Source organism: Pelomicrobium sp. (genome assembly GCF_036803785.1).
In the GTDB taxonomy this organism is placed as follows: Bacteria; Pseudomonadota; Gammaproteobacteria; order Burkholderiales; family UBA6910; genus Pelomicrobium.
Map to the genome: position 1 here is coordinate 1 of NZ_DAIRTR010000031.1, position 13918 is coordinate 13918.

Sequence of the window (13918 nt, forward strand, 5' to 3'; positions counted from 1 at the left end):
CATCGTTCAGCCGACTGGCCGACCACACGCTGCGAAAGCGAGACCGGTCGCCGCAACGTTTGCACTTGTGGCGACCATCGGCCAGCTGATCTTATACGGGGGACACCAAGGATGCGCTAATCGATACGGCAGTTTTTGCGGGCACCCTCGCGGGGGGTGGTGCAATCGGACGTGCGGCAGGGGCTGCCGTGGGGCGAGTGGCTGGCGAAAAAGCAGGAAGCGCTGCTGCCGAGGCCATCATGGCAGAAAACGCAACGACTGCTGTTGGATACAACTATCCTGGGTTGACAGGCATCGTCGCCAACCAGGCTAGACAGGAAGCGATCGAAGCTGGTATCGCAGCGGGAATGCGCGATGGTGTCAAAGTCGGCATTGCTGCCGGAGACATGGCGGGTTAGCAGCTTTCAGATAGCGGCGCGGGCCGGGAGGTTGTTTACGGCGCCATGAACACTTTCGAAAGTGCCGCCGAGGAAGCCAAGCAGGATGTGGCCCGCGCCTTGGGATCTGGCCCCCCACAACAGCCGATGACGGGCGCAGGGATGCCTGAGGCGGCATCGCCTGGCGAAGGCAGCCCGCTCACCACCACGCCCGGAGGATCGAACCTTGGAAATCTGCTCGGCGGCGGTCAGCGGACGGTCGTGATCCAGCCAGCGCCGGAGCAGGCGGGGCAAGAAAGCCAGAAGGATGACCTGCCGCCGCCGAGATAATGATGGTTACCACTTACCATACTGGCTCACTCAGCCTAAAAAGTGCGATATTCATTGGCGTCGCCGTGGTAGAAGTCGACGGTTCCATCGTCGTCATCAAATCTACGCATATCTCCATGTCCAGAAACAGGGTTGAACCGCATGTGGGCTGACCGCCAGTTCTCTGCGTTCCAGTGCAGCTTCTTGAACGACGCCATCAGTCCCGCTCTTTCCTCGGGGGACAGCTTCTTGAGCTGCTCGATTTCCTCGGGCGGAATGCCTTGTTTCTCAAGCTGATCCCAGAGGCCGTGAGTGACGCAGAAGGCAACGTCGATGCGGCGCTGCTCGATGGGCTTCAGGCGGCCGGAGTAGAGAACCAAGCCCGCAATGGCCGTCGTGAAAAGAAAAGGCGCAACCCAGTCGTAAGGTTTCTTGGACACGACGACGAGCGCGATTCCAAGCGCCATCAAGACGTAGGCGGCAAAGATCGCCCATCCGCTGAAGCGCTTGCGTAGCGGCTTCCAGATCAGAACGAGCGGGACGAAAGCGGCCACCAGAATGGCGCGGCCAGTAGCGGCCTCGCCGTTTACGGCCGATGCGACGAACCAGGCGATCAGGCCGATAGCGGTCGCCGCGACGATTGCCTTACCGACGCTGCTGGTGTGCATGTTGCTAGCACTCCCAAGGATTGATGACCGGCAACCCGGCTGCCTGAAAAGGCGCGACATCGCGGGTTGCCACCATGAAGCCATTGGATGCCGCGATGGCCGCAATGTAGCCGTCCGGAGTCGAGAACCGCCGACCGTTGGCTCTTGTCTTGACGGCCAGATCGGCATAGTGGCGGGCTGCTTCGACATCGAAGGTCAGTACCCGATCCGCGAACAGTGCCAGCAAGTCTTCCAGGGCACGGTCGAGCAAGTTTTGGCGCTTGCCCGTCGGCAGCGCCCGAATGCCGAACAGCAACTCGGCTAGCGTTACGCTCGTCAGATACAGCGTCTCGGCCGCCTGCTCGTTCAACCAGGCTAGTACAGCCGTGTCCGGCGTGGGCTTCATCGCCTCGGAGACGACGTTGGTATCGAGGACGATCACTCGAACCTCGTCGGCTTGGCCGGCGTTTTATCCCGGACACTCTCAAGGACGGCGAAATCCTCTTCGGTCAAACCGATCTTCCGGCCGATGGCGGCCAAGGCATCGCCCATGCGCAAGCGCCGTTGCGGCATGACGGCCTCGGCGAGAATCTGCCGCGCCTCCGCCTCGGTGCTACGGCCATGCATTGCCGCACGCACGCGCAGCGCCCGGTGAATTTCGTCTGGCAGGTTTCTGATAGTAATTGCGCCCATGATGACACCATTGTCTGTTAGGATGCAATCATTATGCATGCAATGCTATCAAGCGTCAAGCCCATCGAGCAATGTCTACCCCCATCGCTTCCGCTGCTCGAGACAGATCAGAATCCAAAGTGGCAATTCCGATGCCTTGGGTGACAGCGAGATGGAGATAGGCGGCATCGTAAGCAGACAGCCGGTGCTGCTTGGCAAGATGGAGTATCTGGCCGAAGGCGGCGGAAGGCAAGGTTTCCACATAGCGAATCCCCAGCTGACCAAGGAGGGAAAAGTATCGCAGCGCATCTGCCTCGCGGATGATCCCTTTGGATTCCAGCTTGGCGGCCACGTTGGCAACCTCCAGGGCGAACAGGTTGGGCGCGAGGATCTTCGCGCCATGCCTGATGGCATGCAAGACCCTTTCCGCGTAGGACGCGCCAACGGGGTTCGTGGCGGGCGCGAGCCACAACAGCGCGACGCAGGCATCCAGCACAAAACTCACGAGCGCCCCTCCTCGATGAGGGATTTCAGATCAAAGCCTCTGCCTGTTTCCCTATGGTCGCGCATGAAAGCAAGCATTGTGTCGGCGGCATCCGCGACCTTGTCCGAGGAGGCCCCCTGGTGGGGCAATAGATCGGCCACGGCCTTTCCGCGTACCGTGATCGTGATGCGATTGCCTGCCTGCGCCAGGCGGAGCAGCTGGGACAGTTTTGCTTTGGCCTCGAACAAGCCAATTTCCATTTTGCGGCCTCTTTTTGATCTTCCTACAAACTAGATTATCATCTAGTATGATACGAGTCAAGCCAGGAAGGCGGTAGGCCGCCCCCATCGCATTGCGGCAAGCCCCGCCGTTCAGGCCGGGAAGGATGACGTGGACATGGACAAACGGCGGGGGCTTTAGCTGCTTCCTATAGAGCCGTAGATTGTCCAGCAGGGCTTGAGATCATTTCCCCGAAACTGAGTGCCGGAGGTGCGTAAACAGGGCGTTTCGGTGCGCTTTTCGCTAGTCGCTCCAGTTGGACGATTTGCTAGTGTCTGTCGCGAACAGCAAAAGGAGAGAAACAACATGACCAATATTTCGATTGATGAAGTCGAGGAAGGACTTCGGCAAGCTGCCGATGCTTTGCTGGCAGTGGTGAAAGTAATGTGCTTCCTAGCGGAGTCTAAGCTTCCTGTCGGAAAGGATGTGGAAGCAAGCCTGGACCGGCTAAGCGAATACATCCAGCACAACGCAGACGCGCTCAAGGTCGAGTATGGCAAGCTGATGGCAGTCTCCGGAATGCCGTGCGGCAGTATTCATTGAGTGGAAGCGCCATGAACATCAAGACCATCCTGTTTGTCGCGGTCGGCATCTGCGGGACTTTTCAGCATTAGACCGACGCGGCCACGGATTCTCTACAGGAGGCTGACCGGCCGAAACGTGAAGATGCCGAACGTCGCCGGGATACAACAGAACATCCAGGGCGTAGTGCAGCAGAAGATGCAGAACTACTATCAACGAGGGTCGCAATGAGAATTCTGACCGCGTTCATGGCCGTCGCTCTACTATCCACGAGTGCGCTTGCGGAAGTGCTGACGGCCATCGATACACCGAAAGGAGCTGTAACGCCTCTATCCAAAGATGCGTCCATTTGGGTCAAATGCTTCGGCTGCGACGTGATGAAAGAGCGGGTTCTTCAACGGCTAAAAGAAGCGGGGTATGCCATCGTAGCCAAGCCTGCAGATGCTTCCACCAAGGTGGTGATTGCTGCTTGAGTTTCTGTGCCACAAGACGGCAAGGCACCACGATTGTTTGGGGATGAAGTCTACGGAAAAGGACTGGCTGCCATACCGCCGGCTCTCAAACGCGGCGAAGGGTTCGATGTTAATACACCTGCGGTTGGCAAAGGAGTTTTGCACCTTGACGCAGGCCATCAGTCACAGGGCGCACAGCTTACCGGCAGTCAGACCGGTGGAATTGTTATCGGACTGGGCGCGGCACTGCTGACTCGGTTGATTCACCAAAGTGCGGCCGATTCCGCAAGAACTCCGGGTGTTGTGGAGTTGTCGGTTAGGATCGACACAGAGCAGGCCGCGAAAATGGGATTCGGCGTTACGGCAGCGGCAACGACCTCTGAAACACCCGATTCTCTTCTCGATGCCGCGTTGGACGCCGCCATTCATGGTTTAATCCATGGCGTGCCGGACACGAAGGCTGCCAAGAGCGCCACGGGGGAAGGTAATAATGCGCAGTAGTAAAAGAGTGTATCTCGTCGCAATGGCGGCAATGATGGGATCGTCCCTGGCCGTGGCTGCACAGGAGTATTGGAGCCCCAAGGCTGCCATGCTCGAAGCAATCGACGCACATGACGGCCGCGTGACGGGAATATTACGCGGCCCGATTGCCGATCAATTCGCTATGACAACCAAGTCTACGTCGCCAGTCGAGATCGAAGTCACGACCATCAAGAGTTTCAAACAGGAAGGTTGCAAGCGTCTCAATGTCAGACTGAAGCAAGCCAACGTGCCCACCCAGGACGGCAAGACGACCGAGTTTGGCATCGATTACGGGATCAATCTCTGTCGTGATGGCAGTCCGCCGACCGAGAGAATGGATCTGGAGCAGGTAGGCAATCTCTTGCGGTAAAAGCGCCACCACAAGCCGGAGCTCGCGAAGCACTGCGCGCGAGCTGGAATTGTGGTCCAGCGCGTGCCCCTCGCGCGGATCTGGCGAGGCGGCGAGAAGGCCGTGGAGCGTGCTGCGCTGCCGGTCGTGCGGTCTGGTCATGGAAGCCAATCAGGCCGCCGCGAGGCCTGAAGTCCTGCGGTGATCGAAGCACCGCTGGATTGGAGGTCGGCCAACCATCTCCGGATAGAGAGACTTGCGGCATGACCGACGCAGGAATCCCCCCGCCTCAGGCGGGGGAGGATGTCAAGCCTTTGGGTTTGCGCGGTTTGACCGCCTGAGGGGAGTCAACTCCCATCCTCGGGTAGTCGCGCCGATCTGATCGCAGCAAGCTCAACCGCCGTCTCCCACTTGGCCTCGAGCCGAGTAAGACGGCGTTCGTGGTCGCGTAATTCCGCCGCAACGGCTTTCAGACTCTCTCCGACCTGCCTGACTTCATCGGCCAGTTTGAGTGCATCCCGAATGGCCGTTATTGCTTCCTTCACCGCGCTCACGGTGCATTCTCCAGCCGCTTGTCCTCGACCTCTGCCAGCGCATCCCTGATGGCCTGCAATCCTTCCTCGAGAGAACGTTTTGCTTGTGCCACGGCTCGTTTCAGTTCTGCCGCCATGCTCGCCAAGATCGCCTCATCTTCCGAAGGGGTACGCTCGCAACGGCGGCGAACCAGTTCGGAAATGCTGATCCCCTCCTTTTGGGCTTCCTTGGTAAGGAACGCCTTGAATTCCGGCGAGCCAAGCACGCTGATTCGTTCGGTTTTCATGACCCCTCCAAAATGTACATGCACATACACATGTTACACTACTTCATACAGAGGGAAGCAAAAGACTTTCTGCACCATCCTTCCCCGTCCTTCAGAGCGGGGAGGGATGGCGCCAATGGAGGTGGTTGCATGCGCTTTTTGAGCGGATCCGCGCTGAAGCCCAACCGTGTGGGGCGGGTCGTCATTGGCTGGCCGAAGGCCATCCGTTGGGAGGTCGATTACACGCGCCACTGAAACGGACGCATACGGGCGGCCTGAAGCCGCCCGTTTGTTTTTTCAGGGCCCGGTGCTCGGCCACTGCTTCCGAGGACGACCCCTTCGCGGGCGCTGGAGGTCGGCTTGCGGTGGGATGCCGAGGCTGGCGACCCATGCCTCCAGGTCTCTACGACGAACCACGACCCTGGCGCCCAGCTTCAAAAATGGGGGAAACCCTGCTGGTGGTGGCAGGTGTCCAGAGGACCATTTGCGCACCGTGCTCTCTCCAGCCCCCAGCAGGTGAGCCACTTCACGCACCCCGATCAACAAGGGTGATTCCTTGTGCTCGTTGTCGTCCATCAGATACTCCAGAACAACCAATGACAGGATTGGACGTTACATGAACGTACGCCGTGAACTGTGGTGGAAATGCGCACGGAACGAACGCGATTCGGGGATGGGGATTTGGCGAACCTTCAGTGGTGCGTCGGCGAAGGGAGGAAGATAGCCGTGGGACAAATGCGGGACAGCGAGGGTGGAACCGTTAGGAACAACAAGGGGTCTGTGGGACAATTTTGGGACACTCAGGTGCCAAAAAAGGCCCAAAACACCAGCCGACGGGGGAAGTCGTGAATTTGTAACTTATTGAAAAGTGGTTGGATTTTGGTGGGTGATACTGGGATCGAACCAGTGACCCCTGCCGTGTGAAGGCAGTGCTCTACCGCTGAGCTAACCACCCACAAAGCCAAAGATTAAAGCATAAAGGCTTTCGGCCGGTCAAACGGACGGCGGCAAACCCCATCGATTGACGCTTTTTGCGCGGGCGCGGGGGGATTGCCCGTAAAATAGCGCCATGGTCCGCACCCGCTTCGCCCCCAGCCCCACTGGCTATCTGCACATCGGTGGCGCCCGCACCGCCCTGTATTCCTGGGCCTATGCCCGCAAGCACGGCGGGCGGTTCATCTTGCGCATTGAGGATACGGACCTGGAGCGTTCCACCCAGGAATCCGTGCAGGCCATCCTGGACGGCATGACCTGGCTGGGACTTGTCTGGGACGAGGGGCCTTACCATCAGATGCAGCGGCTCGACCGCTACCGAGAGGTGGCGGAGCAGTTGCTGCGCGCCGGGCACGCCTACTACTGCTACGCCAGCAAGGAGGAGTTGGAGGCGATGCGGGAGGCGCAACGCGCCCGCGGCGAGAAGCCTCGCTACGATGGCCGCTGGCGCCCGGAGAAAGCGCGCGGGAAGACTCCTCCCCCAGGGGTGAAGCCGGTAGTGCGGTTCCGCAACCCGGACGAGGGGGACGTGGTCTTCGAGGACTTGGTGAAGGGACCCATCGTGGTCTCCAACAGCGAGCTCGACGACCTGGTCATCCTGCGCTCCGACGGGGTGCCTACCTACAACTTCGGCGTCGTGGTGGATGACCTGGACATGGGCATCACCCACGTGATCCGGGGCGATGACCACGTGGCCAACACGCCCCGCCAGATCAACATTCTGCGGGCCCTGGGAGCACCTCTGCCCCAGTACGCCCATGTGCCGATGATTCTGGGGGCCGACGGCGAGCGGCTGTCCAAGCGTCACGGCGCGGTGAGCGTGCTGCAGTACCGGGACGAGGGCTACTTGCCGGAGGCGCTGCTCAACTATCTGGCGCGGCTCGGCTGGTCCCATGGCGATGATGAGGTCTTCACGCTGGCGCAGTTCATCGAGTGGTTCGATCTGCGGCACATCAGCCGCTCGCCCGCCCGTTTCGATCCCGAGAAGCTGCGCTGGCTCAATGCAGAGCACCTACGCAGGATGGCTCCCCAGGACCTGGCAGCCAGGCTGGCCCGGGAAAGCCCCGATCTCTACGCCCGTATCGAGCGGGTCATGGACCCGGTTGCCATGATCGCGGTGATCCAGCCCTCGCTAGCCTTGCTCTCCGAGTTGGAAGCGCTCTTGCTCGCCCTGGCCGAGCCGCCGGCGGTGGACACAGCGTTGCGGGACCGTTACTACGACGAGCGGGGCAGGGCGGTGCTGCGCGATCTCCTGGAGCGGCTGCGTTCGGCGGAATGGACGCCTCAAGGCATCAAGCAAGCCGTCCAGCACACCATGGCGGCCCGCGGCCTCAAGATGCCCGAGGTCATGATGCCCTTGCGGGTGGCCGTGACTGGGGTGGAAAAGACGCCCGACATCACCGCCCTCGTGGCCGCGCTCAAGCGGGAAGCGGTGCTTGCCCGGCTCGATCGGGCCATCGCTTCGCCTTAAGCCCCTCCCCGCGCCGAGCCTTTGCATGCCTTGGAGGGAACGGTATAATGCGCGGCTCCAGTGGGGGTATAGCTCAGCTGGGAGAGCGTCGCAATGGCATTGCGAAGGTCAGCGGTTCGACTCCGCTTACCTCCACCAGACAACCCACTGCGTCCCCTTCGTCTAGAGGCCTAGGACATCGCCCTTTCACGGCGGTAACAGGGGTTCGAATCCCCTAGGGGACGCCACGAGATCCCTGGCACGGAGCCGAGCCGCCTCACCGGTCCCCGCCCCGAACCTTTCCTGGAAGAGCGGGATTGCGTTCCCGACTTTCAAGCATTGCCCCCCATGCCCCGTTTGAAGCCCCGTACCGGTGGCCAAGTGCTGGTAGACGCGCTCAAGATCCACGGCGTCGATCGCGTGTTCCGCGTGCCGGGGGAAAGCCACCTGCCGGCACTGGACGTGCTCTACGACGCCCGCGACGCGATTCGTCTCGTCGCATGCCGCCACGAAGGTGGCGCTGCCCATATGGCGGAAGCCTAGGGCAAGCTTACCGGCCGGGGATCTGCTTCGTTACCCGAGGGCCGGGCGCTTGCAACGCCGCCATCGGCGTGCACACCGCCCGTCAGGATTCGACGCCCATGATCCTGTGCGTGGGACAGGTGAGGTCGAGCTTCGCCGAGCGGCAAGCGTTCCAGAAAGTGGACATCCGGCGCCTGTTCGCTCCCATGGCGAAATGGCTGGCACAGAGCAACCGGGCCGACCGCATCCCCGAAATGGCGAGCCATGCCTTCCACACCGCCGTGGCCGGGCGCCCTGGGCCGGTGGTGCTTGCCGTGCGGGAAGACGTGCTCGCCTCCACCGCCACCGTGGCGGATGCCGGGCCTTTACCGCACCGCGCACCCCTATCCGGGACCGGATCAGCTCTCGCCGCACTGGAGCGCCTGCTGGCTGAGGCCGATCGGCCCCTCGTGATGCTGGAGGGCGGCGGCTGGCCGACCCAGGCGTGCGCCGACATGGCCGTGTTCGTTGAAAATTGCGGCCTCCCCGTGTGCGTGTCCTTTTGCCGCCAGGATTGGTATGACCATCGGCGTCCCAACGACATGGGGCACAGGGGCATCGGGATGAGCCCGGCCCTCGCCCGGCGCATCCGGGGACGCCGAGGTGCTGGTCGCCGTGGGGCCCCGCCCGGGGAAGGGACCACAGGCGGCTATACCCTGATCACGCCGCCCGTGCCGCGCGAGCGGCTGGTGCACGTTCACGCGGGCGCCGAAGCGCTAGGGGCGTCTTCCAGGCAAAGCGCCTGGTGAACAGCGGCATGGCGGCCTTCGCCGCTGCGGAGAAGGCCCAGGTGCGCGCCGACGGCTGGCGCTGGAAGGCATGGCTCGAAGCGGCCCGCAGAGACTATTTGGCGGAGCTCGCACCTGAGCCCATGCCGGGCACCCTCAACCTCGGCGAAGTCGCCCGTGACCTGGGGGTGGTGCTCCCGCCCGACACCATCGTTGCTAACGGGGCGGGCAACTACACCGCTTGGGTGCACCGGCACGGGCAGTACGGTCCATTTCGCACCCAACTCGCGCCCGCAGGCGGTGCCATGGGCTACGGGGTGCCCGTCGCCATCGCGGCCAAGCGGGTCTGCCGGCAGCGCCCGGTGGTGTGCTTTGCGGGCGATGGTTGCTTCCTGATGAGCGGGCAGGAGCTGGTCACTGCCGTCCAATACGGGCTCAAGATCCTGTTCCTGGTGGTAAACAATGGCAGGTACGGCACCCTCCGCATGCACCAGGAGCGGGAATACCCGCGCCGGCTGCGTGGCACGGACCTCCAAAACCCGGACTTCGCTGCTTACGCCCGCGCCTTCGGCGCCCACGGCGAGACGGTGCGCTCCAACGCGCAGTTTGCACCCGCCCTGGAGCGGGCGCTCTCGGCCACGGGGCCTGCCTTGATCGAGCTGGTGATCGATCCCGACGCCATCACGTCGCGTACGAGCCTGACAGCGATTCCCCGCGCAGCACTGGCGAAGCGTCGGTAAGCCAGGGGGCGGCAGCTTGCGAGCCTTCGATCTGCCGATGTCCGCTTCCTGACCGTTGGGCGCAAGCGAAGAACGTGGACGCCCTCCCGCGGGCGGCCCCCTCCTGGCGGCGGGCGCAGCGTCGACTCAATCCCGCACGGCGAGAAGCGAGACGCTGCGTACCCCGTAGGTCGCGCAGGCCTTCTGGGCGGACGCGGTCAGGAAGCGGTACTGGGGGTTCTCCCGGGTGCGGACGATGCGCAATCCGGCCGCCCGCATCGCCTCAAAATAGGCTTCCTGCTGCATGGCGCCCCCGATGCAGGCCGCCCACAGGGTGGCGTTGCACGTCACGCTCTCGGGCAACCACTTCTCGGAGAGGATGTCCGAAAGGGCAAGCCGTCCGCCCCGGCGCAACACGCGGGCCACCTCGCGGAACACCTGGGGCTTGTCGGCGGAAAGGTTGATCACGCCGTTACTGATCACCGCATCGAAACCTTCGTCTTCCACCGGAAGCGCCTCGATGTAGCCTCGAACATAAGTCGTTTGCGTGAAACCCGCTGCGTCCCGCAGGCGCTCAGCCTTGGCGCGCTGGGCGTCGGTCATGTCCACGCCCACGACCCGACCGTGGGGTCCGACCTTGAGGGCGGCCACGAAGGTATCCATGCCGGAGCCGCTGCCCAAGTCCAGCACCTGCTCGCCAGCTTGGAGGTGGGCAAGGTCGAAGTGATATCCCACCCCAGCGAAGGAGTCGATGGCCTCCTGCGGGATGCGATCCAGGTCCTCGGGCGCGTAGCCCAGGCGTAGCGCAAGGCCACGTCCCATCTCGAAATGGAACTCCCCGGTCGGCTCCAGGGCGACCCGCTGGTACATTTCTTTCACCTTCCGCTCGAGCTCAACGCGGTTCACTGGGGTGGCAAAAGTAGGCGTACCCATCGCTGCCTCCTCGTTTGGGATTGTCGGGTGTGGCCCATGACGCGCGGGACAGGCAAAGGGTTCCCGGCCGGGTTTCGAGCCGGCCTCTTGACGGCCGTCTCCACGGCGGCCGACGGGACCGGACCCGGGATCGACGGATGGAAACCCGGCGTTTCGGAGACTTGGCAACCTTCGGTGCGGGAGCCTCATTGCTGGGCATGACCGGCCTTTGCTACAGTGGGCCGACGCTCGAAGCGAGGTGCGGTGAATGGCAGAGGTGGTCTTGACCCCGGAAACCAAAGCGCTTCATGAGGCGATGGTGGCCATCGTGGGTCCCCAGGGGGTGATTGCCGACCCCAATGAGATGGCGCCCTACCTCACCGACTGGCGCGGCCGCTACCGCGGAGCGGCGGAGCTGGTGGTACGGCCGGCTTCCACTGAGCAAGTCGCAGAGGTGGTGAGGCGCTGCGTCCGGGAGCGGGTGGCCATCGTACCCCAGGGGGGCAACACCGGCTTGTGCGGTGGCTCGGTACCCCTGGCTGCGAGCGCCTATCCAGGGCGCCAGATCGTGCTATCGCTTGCCCGCATGAACCGCATCCGGGCGCTCGACGCGGACAACAACACCATTACCGTGGAGGCGGGCTGCGTGCTGGCGTCGGTCCAGGAAGCGGCGCGCAATGCCCAGCGCCTGTTTCCTTTGAGCCTGGGCGCCGAAGGAAGCTGCCAGATCGGGGGCAACCTCTCCACCAACGCTGGCGGCGAGGCGGTATTGCGCTACGGCAACGCCCGCGACCTGGTGCTGGGGCTGGAGGTGGTGTTGCCCGATGGGCGCGTCTGGGACGGGCTCCGTGGCTTGCGCAAGGACAACACTGGTTACGATCTGAAGCAGCTTTTCATCGGGGCCGAAGGCACCTTGGGCGTGATCACCGCCGCCGTGCTCAAGCTCTTTCCGTGGCCGACGGCCACTGCGACTGCGTTTCTGGGAATCGAAAGCCCCCAGCGGGCAGTGGAGCTCCTCTCGGAGCTGCGTGCCGCCCTGGGCGAGCGCATCACCAGCTTCGAGCTCATGTCCCGCCTTTCTCTGGCGCTGGTGCTCAAGCACATTCCCGGGACGTCCGATCCCCTGTCGCAACCCTACCCATGGTATCTCCTAGCGGAGCTCTCCGATAACGGCAAGCCGCAGGCGCTGAACGCGCGCTTGCTGGAAGCGCTGGAGGAGGCACTCGAGCAAGGGAGGGTGCTCGATGCCGTGCTCGCCCAGAGCGAGGCCCAGGCCGAGGCCTTGTGGCGCTTGCGCGATGCCATGGCGGAGGCGCAGAAGCAAGAGGGCGTCAGCATCAAGCACGACGTTTCGGTGCCCGTGTCCCAGGTGCCCCGTTTCATCGACGAGGCGAGCCGGGCCCTGGAAGAGGCGTTTCCCGGGGTGCGCATCGTCGCCTTTGGCCACATCGGCGACGGTAACATCCATTACAACGTCTCCATGGCGGATCCGGTCTTGAACGCTCGCCTGGTGGAAGACCCGGGGCCGGTCAATCGCATCGTCTATGACTGCGTGTCCCGGTTAGGGGGCTCCATCAGTGCCGAGCATGGACTGGGGCAGCTCAAGCGGGAAGAGATCCAGCGTTACAAGAGCCCGCTCGAGCTGGAGCTGATGCGGGCGATCAAGCACACCCTGGATCCCCACCATCTCATGAACCCTGGCAAGGTGGTTTGAGCCGCCGCTGAGGGGGATGACCGGACGGCGGCTGCTGCGGCGGGCGCTTCCTCTGAACATTTGCGCGGCGGCCATTTTTGCTGGTGATCCAGAACAAGAGGTGGGGGATCGGTCGGGAGCGTGCGGGTGGAGATGCGCAGGGAGGTGGTGTTTCGCCAATGCCCTTTGACGGCGCGGGAGTCGGAGTCGATGCGGGAGGAGCGCAAGGGTCACGCGGCCCTCCAGGGAGTGCGGGGACGCCCTCCGGTTGACCGGACGGCCTTGGTGGCTCGGCGGCACGCGGTTTCCCGCTTCGGGGCGGCGGCGGGCAGCCGCTTGGGGGAACTGGGTCTCAATCCGGGGCTGCTCTCCGCCCGCGGCGCCGTGGCGGTGGATTTCCTGCTGGTGTTGAACCAGCCGCCTTCGCCAGGACCCTGAGCCTTGCGGGGATGCCGGAGGTCCCGCAACTCCGACTTCCGATCCTCGGGTTTCCTTTCTTTGCGGCCGTGAACCCTTGCCCCCTCGCGGGGGGCGCCTCGTTTTGCGTGGCCGTCCGTGGGTCTGCCGCGACCCAATCCGATGTCATTCAGCGATCGTTTGGATGCCTCAACGGCCGACCGGACCCGATCCGGCTCTGTGCTACCATGTGCCGCGCCCAGGCGGCCATACCATAAGTCGCGCCACGCGGGCACGGGGGACAGGGAGGGGGACGGCCATGACGGGGGAGCTGCTGTGGGTTTTCGCGATCTTGCTGGGCGCTTACTTCGTCCGCGGGCTGACGGGCTTCGGCTCCGGGCTCATCGCGGTGCCCCTAATGGCTATGGGAAAACCCCTCCAGTTCGTCGTGCCGCTGGTGATGACGCTGGATTTCGTTGCCTCCTTCATTCTCGGGGGCATCAACTCGAAGCAAACCAACTGGGCCGAGATCAGGCGACTGTTGCCCTTCGGCCTGATCGGGGCCATGGCCGGCCTCTACGCTCTGACCCAGTTTCCCTCAGCCCTGGTGCTGGCCTCCCTCGGGCTGTTCACGGTGTTCTTCGGTGCGCGCAACGCCCTGGGCATCAAGCCGGAAGGACGGATCTCGGCGCTTTGGGCGCTGCCTACGGGACTGGTGGGCAGCGGAGCGGGGGCCCTCTTTGGCACCAGCGCGCCGCCCTACATCATCTATCTCACCCATCGGCTGGAAGACAAGACCGAGGTGCGCGCCACTTTTTCTTGGCTGTTCGTGCTGGATGGAGGGTTTCGCCTGGCCCTTTTCGTTGCAGCCGGTTTGCTCCTGCGCCAGGAAACCCTATGGGCCATCGCCCTCGGGCTCATCCCCATGTTGCTGGGACTGTACCTGGGCAATCGGGTGCACCTCAACATCTCCAAAGAGGCGTTGATCCGTGTGGTGGGAGTGTTCCTGGTCGGAACGGGCATGTCATTGATATTCAAGGTAATAGCCTGAGAA

The 13918-nt window shown here is 63.0% G+C and carries 19 protein-coding genes, 3 tRNA genes and 1 pseudogene; 13 read left to right on the forward strand and 10 right to left on the reverse strand.

All coding sequences use genetic code 11. The features are described 5' to 3' along the window. Positions 1–197: 197 nt before the first annotated feature. Positions 198–398: a hypothetical protein gene (locus V7Q81_RS05540; protein WP_333840935.1), complete on the forward strand. Its 201-nt coding sequence runs from the start codon at positions 198–200 to the stop codon at positions 396–398. 45 nt (positions 399–443) lie between these two features. Next, positions 444–707 carry a hypothetical protein gene (locus tag V7Q81_RS05545; protein WP_333840936.1) on the forward strand — a complete coding sequence of 88 codons (264 nt, stop codon included), beginning with the start codon at positions 444–446 and terminating at the stop codon, positions 705–707. Positions 708–742: 35 nt separating this feature from the next. On the opposite strand, the gene V7Q81_RS05550 is transcribed toward V7Q81_RS05545, so the two are convergent. Genes V7Q81_RS05550 through V7Q81_RS05570 form a run of 5 tightly spaced genes read right to left on the reverse strand, consistent with a single transcriptional unit; the run spans position 743 to position 2749 of the window. Then, positions 743–1354: a hypothetical protein gene (locus tag V7Q81_RS05550; protein ID WP_333840937.1), complete on the reverse strand. Its 612-nt coding sequence runs from the start codon at positions 1352–1354 to the stop codon at positions 743–745. Positions 1355–1358: 4 nt separating this feature from the next. Next, positions 1359–1775, reverse strand: coding sequence for a type II toxin-antitoxin system VapC family toxin (locus V7Q81_RS05555; protein WP_333840938.1), 417 nt, complete (start codon positions 1773–1775; stop codon positions 1359–1361). Beyond that, positions 1772–2026, reverse strand: a complete 255-nt coding sequence (locus V7Q81_RS05560; RefSeq protein WP_333840960.1) for a FitA-like ribbon-helix-helix domain-containing protein — start codon at positions 2024–2026, stop codon at positions 1772–1774. Before V7Q81_RS05560 ends, V7Q81_RS05555 begins: the two co-directional genes overlap by 4 nt. Before the next feature lie 55 nt (positions 2027–2081). Further along, positions 2082–2501 (reverse strand): type II toxin-antitoxin system VapC family toxin, encoded by a 420-nt coding sequence (locus V7Q81_RS05565; protein WP_333840939.1) that lies wholly within the window; start codon positions 2499–2501, stop codon positions 2082–2084. Between the two features lie 5 nt (positions 2502–2506). Beyond that, the gene (locus V7Q81_RS05570) at positions 2507–2749 is read right to left on the reverse strand and encodes a type II toxin-antitoxin system Phd/YefM family antitoxin (protein WP_333840940.1); all 243 of its coding nucleotides are present in this window, start codon (positions 2747–2749) and stop codon (positions 2507–2509) included. 325 nt (positions 2750–3074) lie between these two features. On the opposite strand from V7Q81_RS05570, the gene V7Q81_RS05575 reads away from it, so the two are divergent. The 4 genes from V7Q81_RS05575 to V7Q81_RS05590 all read left to right on the forward strand — a co-directional run bounded on the left by V7Q81_RS05575 (position 3075) and on the right by V7Q81_RS05590 (position 4634). Further along, positions 3075–3311: a hypothetical protein gene (locus V7Q81_RS05575; RefSeq protein WP_333840941.1), complete on the forward strand. Its 237-nt coding sequence runs from the start codon at positions 3075–3077 to the stop codon at positions 3309–3311. Positions 3312–3517: 206 nt separating this feature from the next. Further along, positions 3518–3763, forward strand: a complete 246-nt coding sequence (locus V7Q81_RS05580) for a hypothetical protein (protein ID WP_333840942.1) — start codon at positions 3518–3520, stop codon at positions 3761–3763. Positions 3764–3796: 33 nt separating this feature from the next. Next, complete coding sequence (locus V7Q81_RS05585; protein WP_333840943.1) at positions 3797–4243, forward strand: hypothetical protein; 447 nt, start codon at positions 3797–3799, stop codon at positions 4241–4243. A 7-nt stretch (positions 4244–4250) separates the two neighbouring features. Continuing rightward, positions 4251–4634, forward strand: coding sequence for a hypothetical protein (locus tag V7Q81_RS05590; protein ID WP_333840944.1), 384 nt, complete (start codon positions 4251–4253; stop codon positions 4632–4634). Positions 4635–4960: 326 nt separating this feature from the next. On the opposite strand, the gene V7Q81_RS05595 is transcribed toward V7Q81_RS05590, so the two are convergent. The 4 genes from V7Q81_RS05595 to V7Q81_RS05605 all read right to left on the reverse strand — a co-directional run bounded on the left by V7Q81_RS05595 (position 4961) and on the right by V7Q81_RS05605 (position 6367). Then, positions 4961–5167: a hypothetical protein gene (locus tag V7Q81_RS05595; RefSeq protein WP_333840945.1), complete on the reverse strand. Its 207-nt coding sequence runs from the start codon at positions 5165–5167 to the stop codon at positions 4961–4963. Further along, positions 5164–5433, reverse strand: a complete 270-nt coding sequence (locus V7Q81_RS05600) for a hypothetical protein (protein ID WP_333840946.1) — start codon at positions 5431–5433, stop codon at positions 5164–5166. The genes V7Q81_RS05595 and V7Q81_RS05600 overlap by 4 nt, the downstream gene beginning before the upstream one ends. 276 nt (positions 5434–5709) lie before the next feature. Next, positions 5710–5988: a helix-turn-helix transcriptional regulator gene (locus tag V7Q81_RS16085; RefSeq protein ID WP_442954770.1), complete on the reverse strand. Its 279-nt coding sequence runs from the start codon at positions 5986–5988 to the stop codon at positions 5710–5712. Between the two features lie 304 nt (positions 5989–6292). After that, positions 6293–6367 (reverse strand) — tRNA-Val (locus tag V7Q81_RS05605). A gap of 114 nt (positions 6368–6481) precedes the next feature. Here V7Q81_RS05605 and gltX point away from each other — a divergent pair. From gltX to V7Q81_RS05625, 4 genes and pseudogenes are all read left to right on the forward strand, one after another. Further along, positions 6482–7876, forward strand: a complete 1395-nt coding sequence (gene gltX / locus V7Q81_RS05610; RefSeq protein WP_333840947.1) for a glutamate--tRNA ligase — start codon at positions 6482–6484, stop codon at positions 7874–7876. A gap of 62 nt (positions 7877–7938) precedes the next feature. Beyond that, positions 7939–8014 (forward strand) — tRNA-Ala (locus V7Q81_RS05615). Positions 8015–8027: 13 nt separating this feature from the next. Then, positions 8028–8103 (forward strand) — tRNA-Glu (locus V7Q81_RS05620). Positions 8104–8203: 100 nt separating this feature from the next. Then, a pseudogene (locus tag V7Q81_RS05625) lies at positions 8204–9884 on the forward strand (thiamine pyrophosphate-dependent enzyme). A 126-nt stretch (positions 9885–10010) separates the two neighbouring features. On the opposite strand, the gene V7Q81_RS05630 reads toward V7Q81_RS05625, so the two are convergent. Then, complete coding sequence (locus V7Q81_RS05630) at positions 10011–10796, reverse strand: methyltransferase domain-containing protein (protein WP_333840948.1); 786 nt, start codon at positions 10794–10796, stop codon at positions 10011–10013. Between the two features lie 247 nt (positions 10797–11043). On the opposite strand from V7Q81_RS05630, the gene V7Q81_RS05635 reads away from it, so the two are divergent. From V7Q81_RS05635 to V7Q81_RS05645, 3 genes are all read left to right on the forward strand, one after another. Then, the gene (locus tag V7Q81_RS05635) at positions 11044–12489 is read left to right on the forward strand and encodes an FAD-binding oxidoreductase (protein ID WP_442954771.1); all 1446 of its coding nucleotides are present in this window, start codon (positions 11044–11046) and stop codon (positions 12487–12489) included. Positions 12490–12615: 126 nt separating this feature from the next. Further along, entirely contained in the window at positions 12616–12906 is a 291-nt protein-coding gene (locus V7Q81_RS05640) for an acetate--CoA ligase family protein (RefSeq protein WP_333840949.1), read from the forward strand. A gap of 277 nt (positions 12907–13183) precedes the next feature. After that, the gene (locus V7Q81_RS05645; RefSeq protein ID WP_333840950.1) at positions 13184–13915 is read left to right on the forward strand and encodes a sulfite exporter TauE/SafE family protein; all 732 of its coding nucleotides are present in this window, start codon (positions 13184–13186) and stop codon (positions 13913–13915) included. Positions 13916–13918 lie beyond the last annotated feature (3 nt).